This is a genomic window from Pseudomonas sp. 34 E 7, from assembly GCF_900005715.1.
GTDB lineage: Bacteria > Pseudomonadota > Gammaproteobacteria > Pseudomonadales > Pseudomonadaceae > Aquipseudomonas > Aquipseudomonas orientalis_A.
Map to the genome: position 1 here is coordinate 1 of NZ_CVTX01000180.1, position 17,019 is coordinate 17,019.

Consider the following 17,019-nt stretch of genomic DNA (forward strand, 5'->3'; position numbering starts at 1 on the left):
TCGGTGAGGATCACCAGCAGGTCGGCTTCCACCAGGTTGGCTACCAGCGCGGCGAGGGTGTCGTTGTCGCCGAAACGGATTTCGTCGGTGACCACGGTGTCGTTCTCGTTGATCACCGGGATGACCTTGAGCTCCACCAGCGCGCGCAGGGTACTGCGGGCGTTGAGGTAACGCTTGCGGTCGGACAGGTCGTCATGGGTCAGCAGGATCTGCGCCGTGTGGCGACCGTGCTCGGCAAAGCTGGACTCCCAGGCTTGCACCAGGCCCATCTGGCCGATGGCGGCGGCGGCTTGCAGTTCGTGCATCGCGCTGGGTCGCGCGGTCCAGCCGAGGCGGCTCATTCCGGCGGCAACTGCCCCGGACGATACCAGCACCAACTCGACTCCGGCCTCATGCAAGGCCACCATCTGCTCGACCCAGACGCTCATGGCGGCACGGTCCAACCCCTTGCCATCCGCTGTCAGCAACGCACTGCCGATCTTCACGACCCAGCGCTGCGCACCTGTCACTTTGCTCCGCATCATCTTCAACCTTAGAGTGAGGGCCGCGCGACCCAGCGCCGCCCATAACGTTATACCCGGATACCAAAACGCCGCTCCAAGGGAGCGGCGTTCAAGTTTATCGCAACGAATCAGTCGCGCACGTAAATGATTTCCGGGCCGTCCTCATCATCCACGTCTTCTTCGTCCCAGTCATCGTCGCCGATGTCATGCACCGACTTCACGCCGCTGCGGCGCAGGGCACGCTGGTCGTCCAGCGCTTGCAGCTGGGCACGGGCTTCGTCTTCGATCTGCTGGTCGAGCTCGGCCAGCTCGGCCTTGAATACCGGGTCGGCCGCCAGGCGGTCGGCGCGGTCTTCCAGGTAGCGCATGATGTCGCGGGTCAGGCGCTCGGTGCCTTCTTTGGCGATGGCCGAGATCACGTACACCGGACCTTCCCACTCCAGGCGATCGACGATTTCCTTGACGCGCTCTTCGTGCTCTTCCTCAAGGATCTGGTCGCACTTGTTCAGCACCAGCCAACGGTCACGCTCGGCCAGGGCCGGGCTGAACTTGGTCAGCTCGCTGACGATCACTTCGGCGGCGTCGGCTGCACTGGTGTCATCCAGTGGCGCCATGTCGACGAGGTGCAGCAGCAAACGCGTGCGCGACAAGTGCTTGAGGAAGCGAATCCCAAGGCCTGCGCCGTCGGAAGCGCCTTCGATCAGGCCAGGAATGTCGGCGATCACAAAGCTCTTCCAGCGGTCGACGCTGACCACGCCCAGGTTGGGTACCAGGGTGGTGAACGGGTAGTCGGCGACTTTCGGCTTGGCGGCCGAGACCGAGCGGATGAAGGTACTTTTACCGGCGTTCGGCAGGCCCAGCAGGCCTACGTCGGCGAGCACTTTCATTTCCAGCTTGAGGTCGCGCTGCTCGCCCGGCTTGCCCGGGGTGGTCTGGCGTGGTGCACGGTTGGTACTGGACTTGAATCGGGTGTTACCCAGACCGTGCCAGCCGCCCTGCACTACCATCAGCTTCTGGCCGGCCTTGGTCAGGTCGCCGATCACTTCCTGGGTCGCGGAGTCGATGATCGTGGTACCGACCGGTACGCGCAGTACCAGGTCTTCGCCTTTTTTACCGGTGCAGTCGGTGCTGCCGCCGTTGGAGCCACGCTCGGCATCAAAGTGCCGGGTGTAACGGTAGTCGACCAGGGTGTTGAGGTTTTCGTCGGCCATCATGTAGATGGAACCGCCGTCACCGCCGTCACCGCCGTTGGGGCCACCGTTTTCAATGAACTTTTCGCGACGGAAACTCATGCAACCGTTACCGCCGTCGCCTGCTTTTACTCGGATGGAAACTTCATCAACGAACTTCATAACAAAACGCCTCTCGCCGCGTGGACGAGCTTAAGAAACCAAGACATAAGACTCTTGCAAAAATGAGCGTAGCGACCTCAATCAGCGACCGCAAATCCAGCCCCGGAGCCCATCACAAACAGCTTTGCAAGAGACTCACCCCATAAACGAAAAAGCCCCGTCGCGAGACAGGGCTTTTCCAGCGATCGCGCAATTAAGCGGCGACAACGCTCACGTAACGGCGGTTGAACGCGCCTTTTACTTCAAACTTGATCACGCCTTCGATTTTCGCGAAGAGGGTGTGATCCTTACCCATGCCAACACCGTAACCGGCGTGGAATTGGGTGCCGCGCTGACGCACGATGATGTTGCCCGGAATGATTTTCTGGCCGCCATACATCTTCACGCCAAGGCGTTTGGCTTCTGAGTCGCGACCGTTACGGGTACTACCACCAGCTTTTTTGTGTGCCATGAGTCAATTCTCCTAGTGAGGAATTAGGCTGAAATTAAGCCTGAATACCGGTGATTTTGATCTCGGTGTACCACTGGCGGTGGCCCATACGCTTCATGTGGTGCTTACGACGACGGAACTTGATGATGCGGACTTTATCGTGACGACCTTGGGAGATCACTTCAGCCACAACGGTAGCGCCAGCAACAACTGGAGCGCCGATGTTCACGTCATCGCCATTGGCGACCAACAGAACGCGATCAAACGTCACGGATTCGCCAGTGGCGATTTCCAGTTTTTCGATCTTCAGGTATTCACCTGGGGCGACTTTGTATTGCTTGCCACCAGTAACAATTACTGCGTACGACATGGTATTTCTCCGATAATCCTGCTCACCCAGCGCTTTATAAGAAGAGGTATTGGCTGGCATGGCTGCATGGGATGGACGTCCCGAATGCAATTGCGTAAGGCAGGTGCTGCCCAGGAAGTTCAGGGTGCGCGATTGTACGCAAGGTAAATGGGTGTTGCAAGGGGCCGTCTATCGCGCCTTGACACCCGGGGGTCAGGGTCCTAGCATGCCGCGCAACCCTTCTGGAGCGACTGTCGCTGATGCAACCCCAAGCTTTCTACCGCGCGGTCGCGGACGATTTTAGCGCCGTCGACGGCATCATCAAGCAGCAGCTGACGTCCAAAGTGCCGCTGGTCTCCAAAATTGGCGACTATATTACGTCGGCGGGCGGTAAGCGTCTGCGTCCTTTATTAGTGTTGCTGTGCGGCAAGGCCCTGGGCCGCGAAGGCGATGACCTGCGCCTGCTGGCCGCCACCATCGAATTCCTGCACACCGCCACCCTGCTGCATGACGACGTGGTCGACATGTCCGGCATGCGCCGTGGCCGCGAGACCGCCAATGCCATGTGGGGCAACGCGCCAAGCGTGCTGGTGGGCGACTTCCTGTACTCGCGCTCGTTCGAAATGATGGTTGAACTGGGCTCGATGCCGGTGATGAAAATTCTTTCACAGGCCACGCGCATCATCGCCGAAGGCGAAGTGCTGCAGCTGTCGAAGGTACGCGACGCCAGCACCACCGAAGAAACCTACATGGAAGTGATTCGCGGCAAGACCGCGATGCTCTTCGAAGCCTCCACCCACAGCGCCGCGGCACTGTGCGGCGCCACTGCCGAACAGGCCGAGGCCCTGCGCACCTTTGGCGATCACCTGGGCGTGGCGTTCCAGCTGGTGGATGACCTGCTCGACTACAAGGGCGACGCCGAAACCCTGGGCAAGAACGTCGGTGACGACCTGGCCGAGGGCAAGCCGACCTTGCCGCTGATCTACACCATGCGCGAAGGCACGCCGGAACAGGCTGCACTGGTGCGCAAGGCGATCCAGAAAGGCGGCATCGAAGACCTGGAGGCCATCCGTGCGGCCGTCGAGGCGTCAGGCTCGCTGGAGTACACCGCGCAGTTGGCGCGTGATTATGTCGCCCGTGCGATCAAGTGCCTGGACGCCCTGCCCGCCAGCGAATACCGGGATGCCCTGGTGGAGCTGAGTGAGTTTGCGGTCGCCCGCACTCACTAAAGCACCAGCGCCGCAGGACCCTGTGGGAGGGGGCTTGCCCCCGATAGCAGTAGCTCAGCCAATGTATAAGGTGGCTGACAGACCGCAATCGGGGGCAAGCCCCCTCCCACATTTGAATTTCATACAGCCTGCAAGGCCACAAAACCCTATATAATGTGCGACTTTTAGCCATCCTGACTCTCAAGGAGCTTTAGTGAGCACGTTGCCACCCTGCCCGAAATGCAATTCCGAATACACCTACGAAGACGGCACCCAGTTGGTCTGCCCGGAATGCGCCCATGAATGGTCCGCCACTGGCGAGACCGAAGCAGCGGGCGATGAAACCGTGAAGAAGGACTCTGTGGGCAATGTCCTGCAGGACGGCGACACGATCACCGTGATCAAGGACCTCAAGGTCAAGGGCACTTCCCTGGTGGTCAAGGTCGGCACCAAGGTCAAGAATATCCGCCTGTGCGACGGCGACCACGATATCGACTGCAAGATTGACGGCATCGGTCCGATGAAGCTCAAGTCCGAGTTCGTGCGCAAAGTCTGAATCTGCTGCATCCATCCCGCACCCGCTGCGGGATGGCGCTTTGCCCTCCCGTTGACCTGTCTCAAATACCCACACAAAAAATCATAAACCGCCAATAGACACTTGCTATTCTACGAATAAGAATTATTCTCATTGAAACCCATCAAGGAGAACGACCATGACTTATTTGATAGATGCCTGGCTGGACCGTCCACATCCGTACCTGCGAATCCTGCATCGGGAAACCGGCGAAGTCTGTGCGGTGCTGGAAGAAGAAGCGCTGAATGAGCTGCAGGACCAGGGCGACCTGGACGTGAATGGCCTGAGTTCAAGTGAACCCGGTGTGCTGAAAGAGGTGGTGCGTAACTTGTTTCTGTTCTGCTATGCCCGAGCGTTGCGCCCGGCAACGGACCTCAATGGCAAGTTTCACCCATGAGCCACCGCGCAAAACCCGGTTGGGGTGAACAGGTTCGCCCCAACCGGTAATCAGCAGGTCTTACAGAACGTCGAGCAGCTCGACGTCGAACACCAGAACGCTGTGCGGCGGGATGCTGCCAACGCCTTGCGCGCCGTAAGCCAGTTCGCTCGGCACATAGAGACGCCATTTGCTGCCGGCATTCATCAGTTGCAGGGCTTCGGTCCAGCCGGCGATCACGCCGCCAACCGGGAATTCTGCAGGCTGACCGCGCTCGTAGGAACTGTCGAACACCGTGCCGTCGATCAGCGTGCCGTGGTAGTGAGTGCGCACTTGATCTTCACGGGTTGGCTTGGCGCCATCACCGGCTGTCAGGACTTCAAATTGCAGGCCGGAAGCCAGTGTGGTGATGCCGTCACGCTTGGCGTTTTCAGCCAGGAATGCCAGGCCCGCACCTGCGGCAGCTTCAGCCTTGGCAGCGGCTTCGGCTTGCATGATTTCGCGGATCACCTTGAAGCTGGCCGCCATTTGCTCCTGGTCAACACGGCTTGGCTTGCCTGCGAACGCATCGGTCAGGCCGGCCAGGATCGCGTCCAGGCTTACGCCCGGCGGCGGGTTGTCGCGCAGTTGGTCGCCCAACTGACGGCCGATACCGTAGCTGACGCGGGTTTCGTCGGTGGACAGATTAACTTCGGACATGAAGAGGCTCCGCTGTAGGACAACGCTGTTTACTGCGCCATCCAAAACTAAAAGGGCCCGCAGACTAGCACACAAGTCCGACGCGTGATGAGCCCCGCACACCCGCTTCCATTACCGCACCTGCAACGTTTTTTCACTGCGCCGATAAAAGTATTTCAGATTCACGCCCTGCCGCCGATACAGCGCTACACACTTTGGCTGGCTCCAACAAAACAACATCGTCCAGCGAACAGACATCACTCTTGCGGAGCATTAGATGAACAGCTGGTTCGGTAACATCAGCGTCAACCTCAAACTGGGCCTGGGCTTCGGCCTGGTGCTTGTCCTCACCTCGATCCTGGCACTCACCGGCTGGACCAGCCTGGGCGGCCTGATCGATCGCAGCAACTGGATGAGCGACATCACTCAGCTCAACGCCTCACTGACCAAACTGCGTATTGTGCGCCTGCAATATATGCTGGCCAACGGCGATGAAGAAGTGGCGCAGAACGTGCAAACCAGCCTTGACGCCTTTGCCGCCAAGCAACAAAAGCTGCTGGACAGCTTCAAGAGCCCTGAAAACGTCAAGCTGCTCAATCAACAGAAAGCCGTCATTACGGCGTATCAGCAGTCGTTGAACAAAATGCGCGAGGCCTATCGCAACGGCAACGCTGCACGCCAGGTCATGGGCGACAAGGCCGACATCGCCAACGCACAAATCAATGCACTGGACACTAGCGTGCAGCAGATGCCCGACAGCCCGGAACGTTTCGCACAGTTCCAGGCCGTGTCCAATGCCAAGGAAGAGTTCCTGCTGGCGCGCTACGAAGTGCGTGGTTACACCAACAACGTCAATGCAGAAAACGAAGCCCGTGCCGCCGCACAAATCGAAAAAACCATCGCCGGCCTGAAAAGCCTCAATGCCGTCTTCGGCAGCAGCCAACAGGCCGCGCTGAGCGCGCTGGAAACCGCACTGGGTGCCTATCGCAGCGCGGTACAAAGCTATAAAGCCGCCAACGCCAACATCGTGGCCGCCCGCGCTGAAATGACCACTCAGGGCGCCGATATCGTCACCATCAGCGACAAGCTCTACGACATCCAGCTGGAACGCCGCGACGCCGAAAGCGCCCAGGCCCGCAGCCTGCAATTGATCAGCACGTTGCTGGCCCTGCTGGTGGGCATCATCGCGGCCTGGGTCATCACCCGCCAGATCACCCGCCCGCTGCAAGACACCCTGGCTGTCGTCGAGCGCATTGCCTCCGGCGACCTGAGCCACAACATCCAGGTCACCCGCCGTGATGAACTGGGTGTGTTGCAACAAGGCATCCAGCGCATGGGCACCACCTTGCGTGAACTGATCAGCGGCATTCGTGACGGCGTGACCCAGATCGCCAGCGCGGCCGAGGAACTCTCAGCCGTGACCGAGCAAACCAGCGCCGGCGTCAACAGCCAGAAGATCGAGACCGACCAGGTCGCCACGGCGATGCATGAAATGACCGCCACCGTGCAGGAAGTGGCACGCAACGCCGAACAGGCCTCCCTGGCCGCTGCCGATGCTGATGGTCAGGCCCGCGCGGGCGACAAGGTGGTGGCCGAGGCCATCGCCCAGATCGAACGCCTGGCGGCCGAAGTGGCACGCTCTACCGACGCCATGACCCACCTGCAACAAGAGAGCAACAAGATCGGCAGTGTGATGGATGTGATCAAGGCCGTGGCCGAACAGACCAATCTGCTGGCCCTCAACGCGGCGATTGAAGCAGCCCGTGCCGGTGAAGCCGGTCGTGGGTTCGCCGTGGTGGCCGACGAAGTGCGTGGCCTGGCCCAGCGTACGCAGAAATCCACCGAGGAAATCGAAGGCCTGGTTGCCGGCTTGCAGAACGGTACCCAGCAAGTGGCCAACGCGATGAATAACAGCCGCAGCCTGACCGACAGCAGCGTGGACCTCACGCGCAAAGCCGGTGCATCCCTGGAAAACATCACCCGTACAGTGTCGAACATCCAGTCGATGAACCAGCAGATTGCAGCGGCCGCCGAACAGCAGAGCGCCGTGGCCGAAGAGATCAGCCGCAGCATCGTGAATGTGCGCGATGTATCCGAGCAGACCGCTACGGCCAGTGACGAGACGGCCAAGTCGAGCGTGGAATTGGCGCGGCTGGGTAGTCAGTTGCAGCAGATGGTCAGTCATTTCCGGGTGTAAAAAACAAAAAGCCGCCTCGATCTAAACCGAGGCGGCTCCACTTCATTAGACCTTAAAGGTCATCGAAGCTGTCCCGTAGGAATTTCCAAACATGATAAACATGCACAGCATTCACTACGAGGTTCCACGCACGTCGTGCAAACTTAGACAAGAAGGTGGATCAGGACATCGTTCAATCTTGCGTGATGATAAGACCAGGGTTAATATCCGCCTGCAGGTCAATGCATCTTTGATGATAGCAATCCAGCCACTAACTGGATTGCAAAAAAAAACCGCCCTACTAAGGCGGTTTTTTATTGCCTGCGATTTACCTCAGCCCTCCCCTTCCTCGACAAACACCACCCGATTCCCAAACGGGTCCTTGATGCTCATCTCCCGCGAGCCCCAGGGGGTCTGCTCCACATCTGGCTTGGCGTAACGGTAGTTCCTGGCCTGCAATTGCTGCTGATAAGCGTCTATTCCTTGCGCCTGTATCCGCACCGCAGCGCCCGGGCACGCATCGCCATGATGCTCGGACAAATGCAGCACGCACTCACCCAGCGACACCTGCAGGTACAACGGAAAATTGGCCTCAAAGCGATGCTGCCAGTCCACTTTGAACCCCAGGAAGTCGATGTAGAATTCCAACGCCTTGGCCTCGTCGAAAATCCGCAGGATGGGGATGACTTTTCCTAAGTGCATGCGACTCTCCAAGTCCAGGTAAACACTTTTCGCTACAGGCGAACATCCACCCTAGCTCAACAGACCGCCAAAATGAAACACACTCAGTGACGGGAAAGCCTGGTGATCCTCGCGCTGGACAACTGATCATTGTCCACATGCACTTCATCGAACTGATAAGCGTCGTTGGCAAACTCGCGCAAGCGGCCTTCGTTGCGCAGGCGTTCAATAGTGCCTGACGCCACACACTGGCGCGCTTCGACGAACTGGGGATTGGCATCGATATTTTCATTGAAGGACACGACGGGAATGCCGCGACTGTCGATTTCGTAAAGGTTGTATTGGCCGGCGAATTCGGTTTCACCAAAGTACTTCGCCGCCTCCTTTGAGCGGGAGGCGACCACGACGTTGCCATCCATCATCTTTTCCGGACCGGAGAAGAAATTCGAATCGCGAAACCCGGTATCTTCCGGATCGCCCCGACGCTCTACGCGGTCGGCCTTTTCGACGCGATACAACTTCGGCACGTCAGTGCGCTCAATCATGCCACGACTGTTGAAATACCCACCGGCAGGCAGGCTGACGCTGACTTTGAACGGATTGGTCTTGAGCACGCTGTCATCGTCATACGCCTCATAATCCCCGGACGATGTGGCGTTCGAGTCGACGGAAGAAGGCGAGCGCTCATCGTCCGACAGCTCGGTTTCCGACTCGTCGATTCTCGGTTTCTTGGGCGTGACCGGAGCGTCTGCCACTATTTCATAGGTGGGCGGTACCAGGGGACGCTTGGAACCCGGCAGCAGGTAGATGTCCATGGATGAATCCCATAAGGGGTTCACTTGGCCCTCCTGCACGGCGGGTAATCGAGGTGGCTGATTGGGGCTCATCAGCACACCGATTTGCCCGTTCACCCGCCGATAGTTGAAAAACGGTTTATCACCGCTCGCGCCGACGGTTTCACCTTGCGTCGTTTGTGCGCCTGCCTGGCCAGTGGAGTCGCCCTCAGTGGGGGCGGCCTTGCCCAGTGCATGGAAAAACGCCATGGTCGCCACATCCGTTACGGCGGCATGCAAACCGCTTTTGCGCTCGGCCTGGGTGTCGCCTTCAACGGCCTGGTCGATTTCCATGCCCACTTGAACCCCGTATGAGGTAGCGCCCAGGGCGAGGCCAATCGGACCGAGCAATGCCATGGGAATGGAAAACACCGCGTTGCCCGCTTGCAGCATGCCTAACGCATCGTCCTTGTAGACTTCGGCGTTGGACTTCATTTCAGTGTCTGCGTCGTCGTTGATACGCTGACGTGTCTGATTGGCCATGAAGGTGAACACATCGCCGCCAATCGGGACGTTGCGGGTGTTGATGTGACTGTCATTGGCCGCCATCGCGCCCGTGCCGATCTTATTCAAGGTACTGTCTACGCCGTTGACACTCAGGGCACCGAATACACTCTGCTGGCGATCACGCAACGCAAAATGCTCTTCCAGCGCCGCTGCCTTGACAGGGTCCCTGCTCTGCTCCACCACCCATTGATCCACTGCGGCGCGGTCCTTGAATGTTTTGAAGGCAGGCTTGCCCCCCGGAAAACACAAGGTTTCAGCGCCATCCTTGGTCACAAAACGCAGGATGTCGTTGGATCGATAGCCATTGATGTCGAAGCATAACGCCTTGACGTCCCCCTCTGGCGCGGCCTCTGCCTGCAACTGCGCTTTCGTGACCGGCCCTTCGAGCGGCACATTGGGCGCGGCGGCCTTCATGACACCGGCGTAGGCCTGCGGGCTGAGCCCCTGACTGGGGTCCTGCTGGTTGAGGGCGCGCGCGGCACGGGCCTCCATCACAAACTGTTGCTTGGCCAACGCCCGCCATTCACTGCCATGCTGCGTCCAGAATTCATCCAGCCTGGCGGTCACTTTTTTCTGCAGATCGCCCTCTCGGACCAGCTTCAATAACTCACTGGGCTTGATTCGCAGTTGATTGTCCGCATCGTACTTGCCCTTGCCCGGGCCATCCAGGTAGAGGCCATAGACTGAATCCAGGTCCCGCCACGTCTCCCTGGCATTGGGCACATCGTCATGAATTTTCGAATAGAGATAACCCGGCCCCGTTCGATCCAGCACCAGACGGCCGAGCCGGCTGAAAAAATCCGGCACACTCTCGCTGTCGAACAGCGAAAACGGGCTGGTGTTCGAAGACATGAAGTGCGCCACGGCCTGGGCCTTGCCGGCCATCCCGTAGCGTTCGGCCGAGAAAAAATTACTGGCGACGGCCTCGGTGAGTGTCATCGACGACTCGGGCTTTGCACGATGCTCCCAGCCTGTGACGGCACTGCCGTTGCGGGTGCTGGCGGCGGGTGAGAAGCGATGCAGGTAAACCTTGTCCGGATCGACCCATTGATTGGTCTCGTTCCAGACTTTTTCCTGGATCCAGCCTTTGAGGGTATCGCGGGGAAAGGGGAACGCCGATACCGCATCGGCGCCTGAATTTAGCGTGGCGCCAGGTGCGGCACCGGTGGTCGAAGCGAGGACAGAGACAGGAAGGTTACCGACATGACTGGAGCTTATGGATTGAGTATTCATACGGATTCTCCGGAAGCGACCTGCTCATCTTAGAGAGCGGTTGCGCACACTCAATCCGCTTTTTGTAAGCGCTCATTGGGCATATTCCGACACGTTATCCACCGCCGAAAAACGTTAATTCATGTGCCCGACGCCAGCCCGAAGCCCTGACGCAAATCCCCGCTGCGCACCAAAAAACGCCCCGATCGCTGCCCCGTCGCCTGCCCCTGGCGATAGCTCAACACCCCGTTGACCCAGACGCCCTCGATCCCCTCGGCTGCACGCTGCGGCGCCTTGAAGTCCGCCCTGTCGCGCACCTGCAGCGGATCGAACAACACCAGGTCGGCCCAGTGCCCTTCACGGATTTCGCCACGCTCAGCCAGGCCGAAGCGCGCCGCTGACAGCCCGGTCATTTTGTGCACCGCGGTGTGCAACGGGAACAATCCGACATCACGACTGAAATGTCCCAGCACCCGTGGGAACGCGCCCCACAATCGGGGGTGGGGAAACGGGTCTTCGGGCAACCCGTCGGAGCCGATCATCGACAGAGGATGCGCAAGAATACGTCGCACATCCGCCTCATCCATTCCGTAATACACCGCACCGGCGGGTTGCAGGCGGCGGGCGGCGTCCATCAGCGCAATGCCCCACTCGGCGGCAATGTCCTGCAGGTCACGCCCGCCCATTTCAGGATGGGGTGTGGACCAGGTGATGGTGATGCGGAACGCGTCAGTGACCTGCTTGAGGTCCAGGGTCGACGAGCTGGCCGCATAGGGATAACAATCACAGCCCACCGGCTGGGTTTTCGCCGCCGCCTCAAGCGACGCCAACAGCTGCGGGCTGCGCCCCCAGTTCCCCGCACCGGCGCACTTGAGGTGAGAAATAATCACGGGCGCCCGGGCATGTCGGCCGATTGAAAACGCTTCGTCCATCGCCTCCAATACCGGCTCGAACTCGCTGCGCAAATGCGTGGTGTACACCGCGCCATAAGCGCTCAGCTCTTCGCTCAGTTGCAGCACCTCCTCGGTCTCTGCATTGAATGCGCTGGCGTAGGCAAGGCCTGTGGATAAACCCAGGGCACCGGCGTCAAGGCTCTCCTGTAATTGCATGCGCATGGCCGCGATTTCATGCGCTGCAGCCGTGCGGTGCAGGTCGTCCATATGATTGCTGCGCAGTGCCGTGTGGCCGATCAGTGCGGCGACATTGACTGCGGGGTGGGCGCGTTCGACCGCCGCGCGATAATCGATAAAGCGCGGGTAGGCAAACGCCTCGGCATCGCCCAACAGGTTCATCGGATCGGGTGGATTGCCACGCAGGCTCACCGGTGAAGCGCTGATGCCACAGTTGCCGACAATCACCGTGGTCACGCCCTGGCTGAGCTTGGGCAGCATCTGCGGGTGGCGGATCACCACGGTGTCGTCGTGGGTGTGCACATCGACAAAGCCCGGCGCCAGTACGTAGCCGGTGGCGTCAACTTCATGCTCGGCCGTCGCCGCCGACAGGTCGCCGATCGTCTCGATACGCCCGTTGCGCACCCCCACGTCGGCGAGGTACCCAGGCGTGTTGCTGCCATCAATGATCAGCGCCTGGCGAATCAGCGTGTCGTACGTCATTTCAGTCTCCAAGCGGCAGGCTGTCAGGGCCGCCGCGATAATCGTCCAGGGCGAGTTTGATCCGGCGCAGGCGTTCCTGGTTGGCGTCGGGCATGGCCAGCGCCAGCTCGGTGGCCAGCAGGTCGATGGCCAGCAGCATGCCGTAGCGCGCAGCCGTAGGCTTGTAGATAAAATGGGTTTCCGCCGGTTGCAGCGGCAGCAGCACGTCCGCCAGCCCGGCCAGCGGCGAATCGGCCAGGGTGATGGCGACAACGCGCGCGTCGTAGTTGCGCGCCAGTGTCACCACATCCAACAGTTCGGGGGTCAGTCCGCTCAGCGAGCAGACGATCAGCGCCTGTTCCGGCCCCAGGGTCGCGGCCGTCACCCGCATCATCACCGGGTCGTGGCAGGCCGCAATCGGATAGCCCAGGCGCACCAGCCGCACCTGCAATTCATCGCTGCACAGGCTCGACGGGCCGCCCATGCCGAACGCGTGGATCATCCGTGCCTTGCCCAGCAGGCTCACCGCATCGACAAAGCTGTGCTGATTGAAGCCAGCCAGGTGCTGGCGCAACGTCGCTTCGATATCTCCGAGAATCTGCCGATGAAATGCCGATTGTTCCGGCAGCCCCGCCGGGTCCAGGAAGCGGCTGCCAACCCCGCTGGCCTGGGCCAACTGCAGGCGCAGGTCACGCAAGTCGCGACAACCGACACTGCGCGCAAAGCGCGACAAGGTGGCGGTACTGACCTCGGCCCGTTGCGACAGCGCTTCCAGGCTGGCCGACGCGGCAAAGCCCACATCGTCGAGCATCAGCCTGGCGATACGCCCTTCGCCGGCGCTGAAAGAGTCCTGGCGGGCGCGGATCTGGTAGAGGATGTCCATGGGGCTCCCGTTTACAAAAGGCAGGACAGACCGTAGGTCAGACCGAAGGCCACCACCGAAATCAGGGTTTCCAGCACGGTCCAGGTCTTGAAGGTCTGGATCACCGTCATATTGAAGTATTCCTTGATCAGCCAGAAGCCGCCGTCGTTGACGTGGGAAAAGATCACCGAACCTGCACCGGTCGCCAAGACCAGCAATTCAGGGTGTGGATAACCCATGCCCAAAGCGACCGGCGCCACTACACCGGACGCCGTGGTCATGGCCACCGTGGCCGAGCCCGTGGCGATACGCATCAGCGCGGCGAACAACCAGCCCATCACCAGTGGCGACAGCTGGAACGCATGGGCCAGGCCGAGGATTTCGTTAGTGACGCCGGCATCCACCAGGATGCGGTTCAAGCCACCGCCCGCCCCCACCAGCAGGGTGATGCTTGCCGTGGGCGCCAGGCATTCATTGGTGAACTTGAGGATCGACTCACGGTTGAAGCCCTGGGCCAGGCCCAGCGTCCAGAAACTCACCAGGGTCGCCACCAACAGTGCGATCACCGAGTTGCCGATAAATAACAGGAACTGGTTAAAGCCGGTGCCAGGCGTGGAAATCACATTGGCCCAACCGCCGATCATCATCAGCACGACCGGCAACAGGATGGTGCCCATGGTCAGCGCGAAGCTCGGCAAACGGGTACGCGGTTCGCGCTCGATAAACTGGCGCTCCAGCGGGTTTTCCGCCGGCAGGTGAATGTGCGGCACGATGAATTTGGCGTAGACCGGGCCGGCGATGATCGCCGTCGGAATACCGATCAGGATCGCATACAACACGGTCTGCCCGACGGAGGCGTTATACGCCAGCACCGCCATCATCGCCGCCGGGTGCGGCGGCACCAGCGCATGCACCACCGACAGGCCGGCGACCATCGGCAGGCCGACCATCAGGATCGACACGCCCACGCGCCGCGCCACGGTGAAGGCGATCGGCACCAGCAACACAAAGCCCACCTCGAAAAAAAGCGGCAACCCCACCAGGAACGCGATGCAGACCATGGCCCAGTGGGCATTACGCTCGCCGAAACGGTTGATCAACGTACGGGCCACCTGCTCCGCGCCACCGGACTCGGCCATCATCTTGCCAAGCATGGTGCCCAGCGCCACGACCAGGGCGATATGCCCCAGGGTCTTGCCGACGCCCGCCTCGTAAGAGCCCATGATGGTGTCCGCCGGCATCCCGGCCATCAGCGCCAGGCCAATGGACACCAGGGTGATGACGATAAACGGATTGAGCCGGTAACGTGCGATCAGCACGATCAAAGCAATGATGGCGATGGCGGCATATGCCAATAGCCCGAAGCCCGGTGATGCGGCCATGCGGTACTCCTCGGAAAGGGTCACGTCGAATACGTTGTGAAACTCATAAATCATTACCGGAGAGGGTTTTCAAATTTTATGAAAGTAATTACCGCGCAGGGATAAGCGCTGTCGCGGTGGGATATGCCCGACGCCGCCGCATGAAAATTCAGGGGGTGTTCTTACATGACCTTCAGATAAAGGTCGGAAACTCAGCGTGCGCCGTCGAGTCATACACTGCACATCCATCGATGCCAGGAAAAACACTGATGATTCGCACAACGCTCGCCGCCGGCGCCCTGCTTCTCGCCCTCTGCGGCACTGCCGCCGCCGCCGATAACCCGGCGCAGAACAAATGCATGGACGGCGCGAACACCACCGCCGATATGGTCGGCTGCAATGTCAAGGAGGCCAAGGTGCAGGATGCGCGGCTGAACAAGGCTTACAAGACTGCGCTGGCCGCCCAGGAAGGCAACCGCAAGCAGCAACTGCAGGACCTGCAGCGCCTGTGGATCAAATACCGTGACGCCAATTGCGCCTTTGCAGGCAGCGCCACCGGCGGCACCATCGATCAGGTCAACGGCTCCGGCTGTGTGCTGGACATGACCCAGACCCGGGCGCAGGAACTCGAAAACCTGGTCGGGCCATAGGCTGCTGCAGGTCAGTCGTGCTGAACCCTGGCACGCTTGAGCAGCTTCTTGCAGCGCTCCGAGAGGTGCAGCACGCGCAAATGCTTGCCCGCTTTGCTGTAGCGCTCGCGCAGGGTCATCAGCGCGGCAATCGCTGAATAGTCGACGAAGCTCAGGTGACGGCAGTCGAGCGTTACCTGGGCCGGGTCGTTGGCCGGGTCGAATTGATTCAGGAACGGCGTGGTCGAGGCAAAGAACAAGGTGCCGTGCAGGCGATACAGTTTGCTGCCGTCGGCTTCCAAGTGTTCATCGGCATACAGCTCACGCGCCTGTTGCCAGGCGAAATTCAGCGCAGCGATGACGATACCGCACAGCACGGCGGTCGCCAGGTCGGTGAACACGGTGATGACCGTCACTGCGATGATTACCAGCACGTCATTGAGCGGGACCTTGTTGATCACCCGCAACGACGCCCAGGCGAACGTCTGCTGGGACACCACGAACATCACCCCCACCAGGGCCGCCAGCGGAATCCGCTCGATCAGCGGCGACAGAAACAGAATGAACAGCAGGATCATCACCCCTGCAAACACCCCGGAGAACCGCCCACGCCCGCCGGAACTGAGGTTGATCACGGTTTGCCCGATCATCGCGCAACCGCCCATGCCGCCGAACAGGCCCGAGACCATATTCGCAGCGCCCAGGGCCACGCTTTCGCGGTCAGGGTAGCCACGCGTCTCGGTGATTTCGTCGGTGAGGTTGAGGGTCAGCAGTGTTTCCAGCAGGCCGACCATTGCCATCAGGAACGCATAAGGCGCGATGATCCCAAGGGTCTCCAGGGTCCAAGGGATCTGCGGCAGCGCGAAGGTCGGCAGGCCGCCTGCGATGTGCGCCATATCGCCGAGGGTGCGGGTAGGCAAGCCGAGCAGGTACACGGCCAGGCCCACGCCGAGGATCGCCACCAGGGCCGGCGGCACGGCGCGGGTCAGCCGTGGCAGCAGGTAGACGATGGCCATGGTGACCGCGACCAGCGCGACCATCACGTACAGCGGTGTACCGCTGAGCCAGGCTTCACCCCTTTTGAAGTGCTCCAACTGCGCCAGCGCAATGATAATCGCCAGGCCGTTGACGAACCCCAGCATCACCGAGTGGGGCACCATGCGCACCAGCTTGCCCAGGCGCAACAGGCCGAACGCGAGCATGATCAAGCCGCCCAGCAGCACGGTCGCCAGCAGATATTCCACGCCGTGTTGCACCACCAGTGCCACGATCACCACCGCCATGGAACCGGCCGCACCGGACACCATGCCGGGCCGGCCGCCGAACAACGCGGTGAGGGTGCAAATGATAAAAGCGCCGTAGAGCCCCATCAGCGGGTTGAGATGGGCCACCAGGGCGAAGGCGATGCATTCGGGCAGCAATGCAAATGACGTGGTGAGGCCGGCCAGGGCATCGGCGCGCAGACGGGTGAGCTTCATGGAGTACCAGGGAGTTGCGGGGGATAAGGCGGGGAATGGTACGGAATTGAGCGGGGCGGGGCTAGCCTCGAAGACCGAGGCGACCCCAATCGGGGCATAGGTATCTACACAACTCTGTAGCGCCCAACCGTAACCACGATGCGAAGCGAGTCGCTCTTGATCTGCTTTTGATCTTGATCTCAGGCGCCCCGTTAAACCACGCTGGCCGAACGCAGGCT

At 60.5% G+C, this 17,019-nt stretch carries 15 protein-coding genes and 2 pseudogenes; 6 read left to right on the forward strand and 11 right to left on the reverse strand.

All coding sequences use genetic code 11. The features are described 5' to 3' along the window. The 4 genes from proB to rplU form a co-directional block, all read right to left on the reverse strand. On the reverse strand, window positions 1–521 hold a 521-nt coding region (gene proB, locus BFP96_RS24270), incomplete at its 3' end, for a glutamate 5-kinase (protein WP_065937160.1). Window positions 522–631: 110 nt separating this feature from the next. Continuing rightward, window positions 632–1,855: an Obg family GTPase CgtA gene (gene cgtA, locus BFP96_RS24275; RefSeq protein WP_065883536.1), complete on the reverse strand. Its 1,224-nt coding sequence runs from the start codon at window positions 1,853–1,855 to the stop codon at window positions 632–634. Between the two features lie 193 nt (window positions 1,856–2,048). Next, window positions 2,049–2,306, reverse strand: coding sequence for a 50S ribosomal protein L27 (rpmA, locus tag BFP96_RS24280; RefSeq protein ID WP_003176049.1), 258 nt, complete (start codon window positions 2,304–2,306; stop codon window positions 2,049–2,051). A gap of 34 nt (window positions 2,307–2,340) precedes the next feature. Beyond that, complete coding sequence (rplU, locus tag BFP96_RS24285) at window positions 2,341–2,655, reverse strand: 50S ribosomal protein L21 (RefSeq protein WP_003176051.1); 315 nt, start codon at window positions 2,653–2,655, stop codon at window positions 2,341–2,343. A 239-nt stretch (window positions 2,656–2,894) separates the two neighbouring features. Between rplU and BFP96_RS24290 the strand changes: the two genes are divergently transcribed. The 3 genes from BFP96_RS24290 to BFP96_RS24300 all read left to right on the forward strand — a co-directional run bounded on the left by BFP96_RS24290 (window position 2,895) and on the right by BFP96_RS24300 (window position 4,813). Next, window positions 2,895–3,863 carry a polyprenyl synthetase family protein gene (locus tag BFP96_RS24290; RefSeq protein WP_065883534.1) on the forward strand — a complete coding sequence of 323 codons (969 nt, stop codon included), beginning with the start codon at window positions 2,895–2,897 and terminating at the stop codon, window positions 3,861–3,863. A gap of 193 nt (window positions 3,864–4,056) precedes the next feature. Then, complete coding sequence (locus BFP96_RS24295; protein ID WP_065883533.1) at window positions 4,057–4,398, forward strand: zinc ribbon domain-containing protein YjdM; 342 nt, start codon at window positions 4,057–4,059, stop codon at window positions 4,396–4,398. Between the two features lie 157 nt (window positions 4,399–4,555). After that, window positions 4,556–4,813 carry a PA4570 family protein gene (locus BFP96_RS24300; RefSeq protein ID WP_005791321.1) on the forward strand — a complete coding sequence of 86 codons (258 nt, stop codon included), beginning with the start codon at window positions 4,556–4,558 and terminating at the stop codon, window positions 4,811–4,813. Between the two features lie 60 nt (window positions 4,814–4,873). Here the strand turns inward: BFP96_RS24300 and BFP96_RS24305 are convergent, their stop codons facing one another. Next, entirely contained in the window at window positions 4,874–5,491 is a 618-nt protein-coding gene (locus tag BFP96_RS24305; RefSeq protein WP_003176055.1) for an FKBP-type peptidyl-prolyl cis-trans isomerase, read from the reverse strand. 256 nt (window positions 5,492–5,747) lie between these two features. Between BFP96_RS24305 and BFP96_RS31880 the strand changes: the two are divergent. Continuing rightward, window positions 5,748–6,764: pseudogene (locus BFP96_RS31880) on the forward strand (methyl-accepting chemotaxis protein); the annotation flags it as partial. 309 nt (window positions 6,765–7,073) lie between these two features. Continuing rightward, window positions 7,074–7,667: pseudogene (locus BFP96_RS31885) on the forward strand (methyl-accepting chemotaxis protein); the annotation flags it as partial. A gap of 312 nt (window positions 7,668–7,979) precedes the next feature. Here BFP96_RS31885 and BFP96_RS24315 read toward each other — a convergent pair. The 5 genes from BFP96_RS24315 to BFP96_RS24335 form a co-directional block, all read right to left on the reverse strand. Next, the gene (locus BFP96_RS24315; protein WP_065937161.1) at window positions 7,980–8,348 is read right to left on the reverse strand and encodes a glyoxalase superfamily protein; all 369 of its coding nucleotides are present in this window, start codon (window positions 8,346–8,348) and stop codon (window positions 7,980–7,982) included. Between the two features lie 83 nt (window positions 8,349–8,431). Next, window positions 8,432–10,900 carry a dermonecrotic toxin domain-containing protein gene (locus BFP96_RS24320; RefSeq protein ID WP_065937162.1) on the reverse strand — a complete coding sequence of 823 codons (2,469 nt, stop codon included), beginning with the start codon at window positions 10,898–10,900 and terminating at the stop codon, window positions 8,432–8,434. A gap of 119 nt (window positions 10,901–11,019) precedes the next feature. After that, window positions 11,020–12,492, reverse strand: a complete 1,473-nt coding sequence (locus BFP96_RS24325) for an N-acyl-D-amino-acid deacylase family protein (RefSeq protein WP_065937163.1) — start codon at window positions 12,490–12,492, stop codon at window positions 11,020–11,022. Between the two features lies 1 nt (window position 12,493). Beyond that, complete coding sequence (locus BFP96_RS24330; protein ID WP_065937164.1) at window positions 12,494–13,354, reverse strand: MurR/RpiR family transcriptional regulator; 861 nt, start codon at window positions 13,352–13,354, stop codon at window positions 12,494–12,496. 11 nt (window positions 13,355–13,365) lie between these two features. Continuing rightward, window positions 13,366–14,715, reverse strand: coding sequence for a GntT/GntP/DsdX family permease (locus tag BFP96_RS24335; protein ID WP_177343725.1), 1,350 nt, complete (start codon window positions 14,713–14,715; stop codon window positions 13,366–13,368). Window positions 14,716–14,963: 248 nt separating this feature from the next. On the opposite strand from BFP96_RS24335, the gene BFP96_RS24340 reads away from it, so the two are divergent. Continuing rightward, window positions 14,964–15,344: a lysozyme inhibitor LprI family protein gene (locus tag BFP96_RS24340; RefSeq protein ID WP_065937165.1), complete on the forward strand. Its 381-nt coding sequence runs from the start codon at window positions 14,964–14,966 to the stop codon at window positions 15,342–15,344. 11 nt (window positions 15,345–15,355) lie between these two features. Here BFP96_RS24340 and BFP96_RS24345 read toward each other — a convergent pair whose 3' ends face one another. Further along, complete coding sequence (locus tag BFP96_RS24345) at window positions 15,356–16,801, reverse strand: SulP family inorganic anion transporter (RefSeq protein WP_065893662.1); 1,446 nt, start codon at window positions 16,799–16,801, stop codon at window positions 15,356–15,358. Window positions 16,802–17,019: the final 218 nt, after the last annotated feature.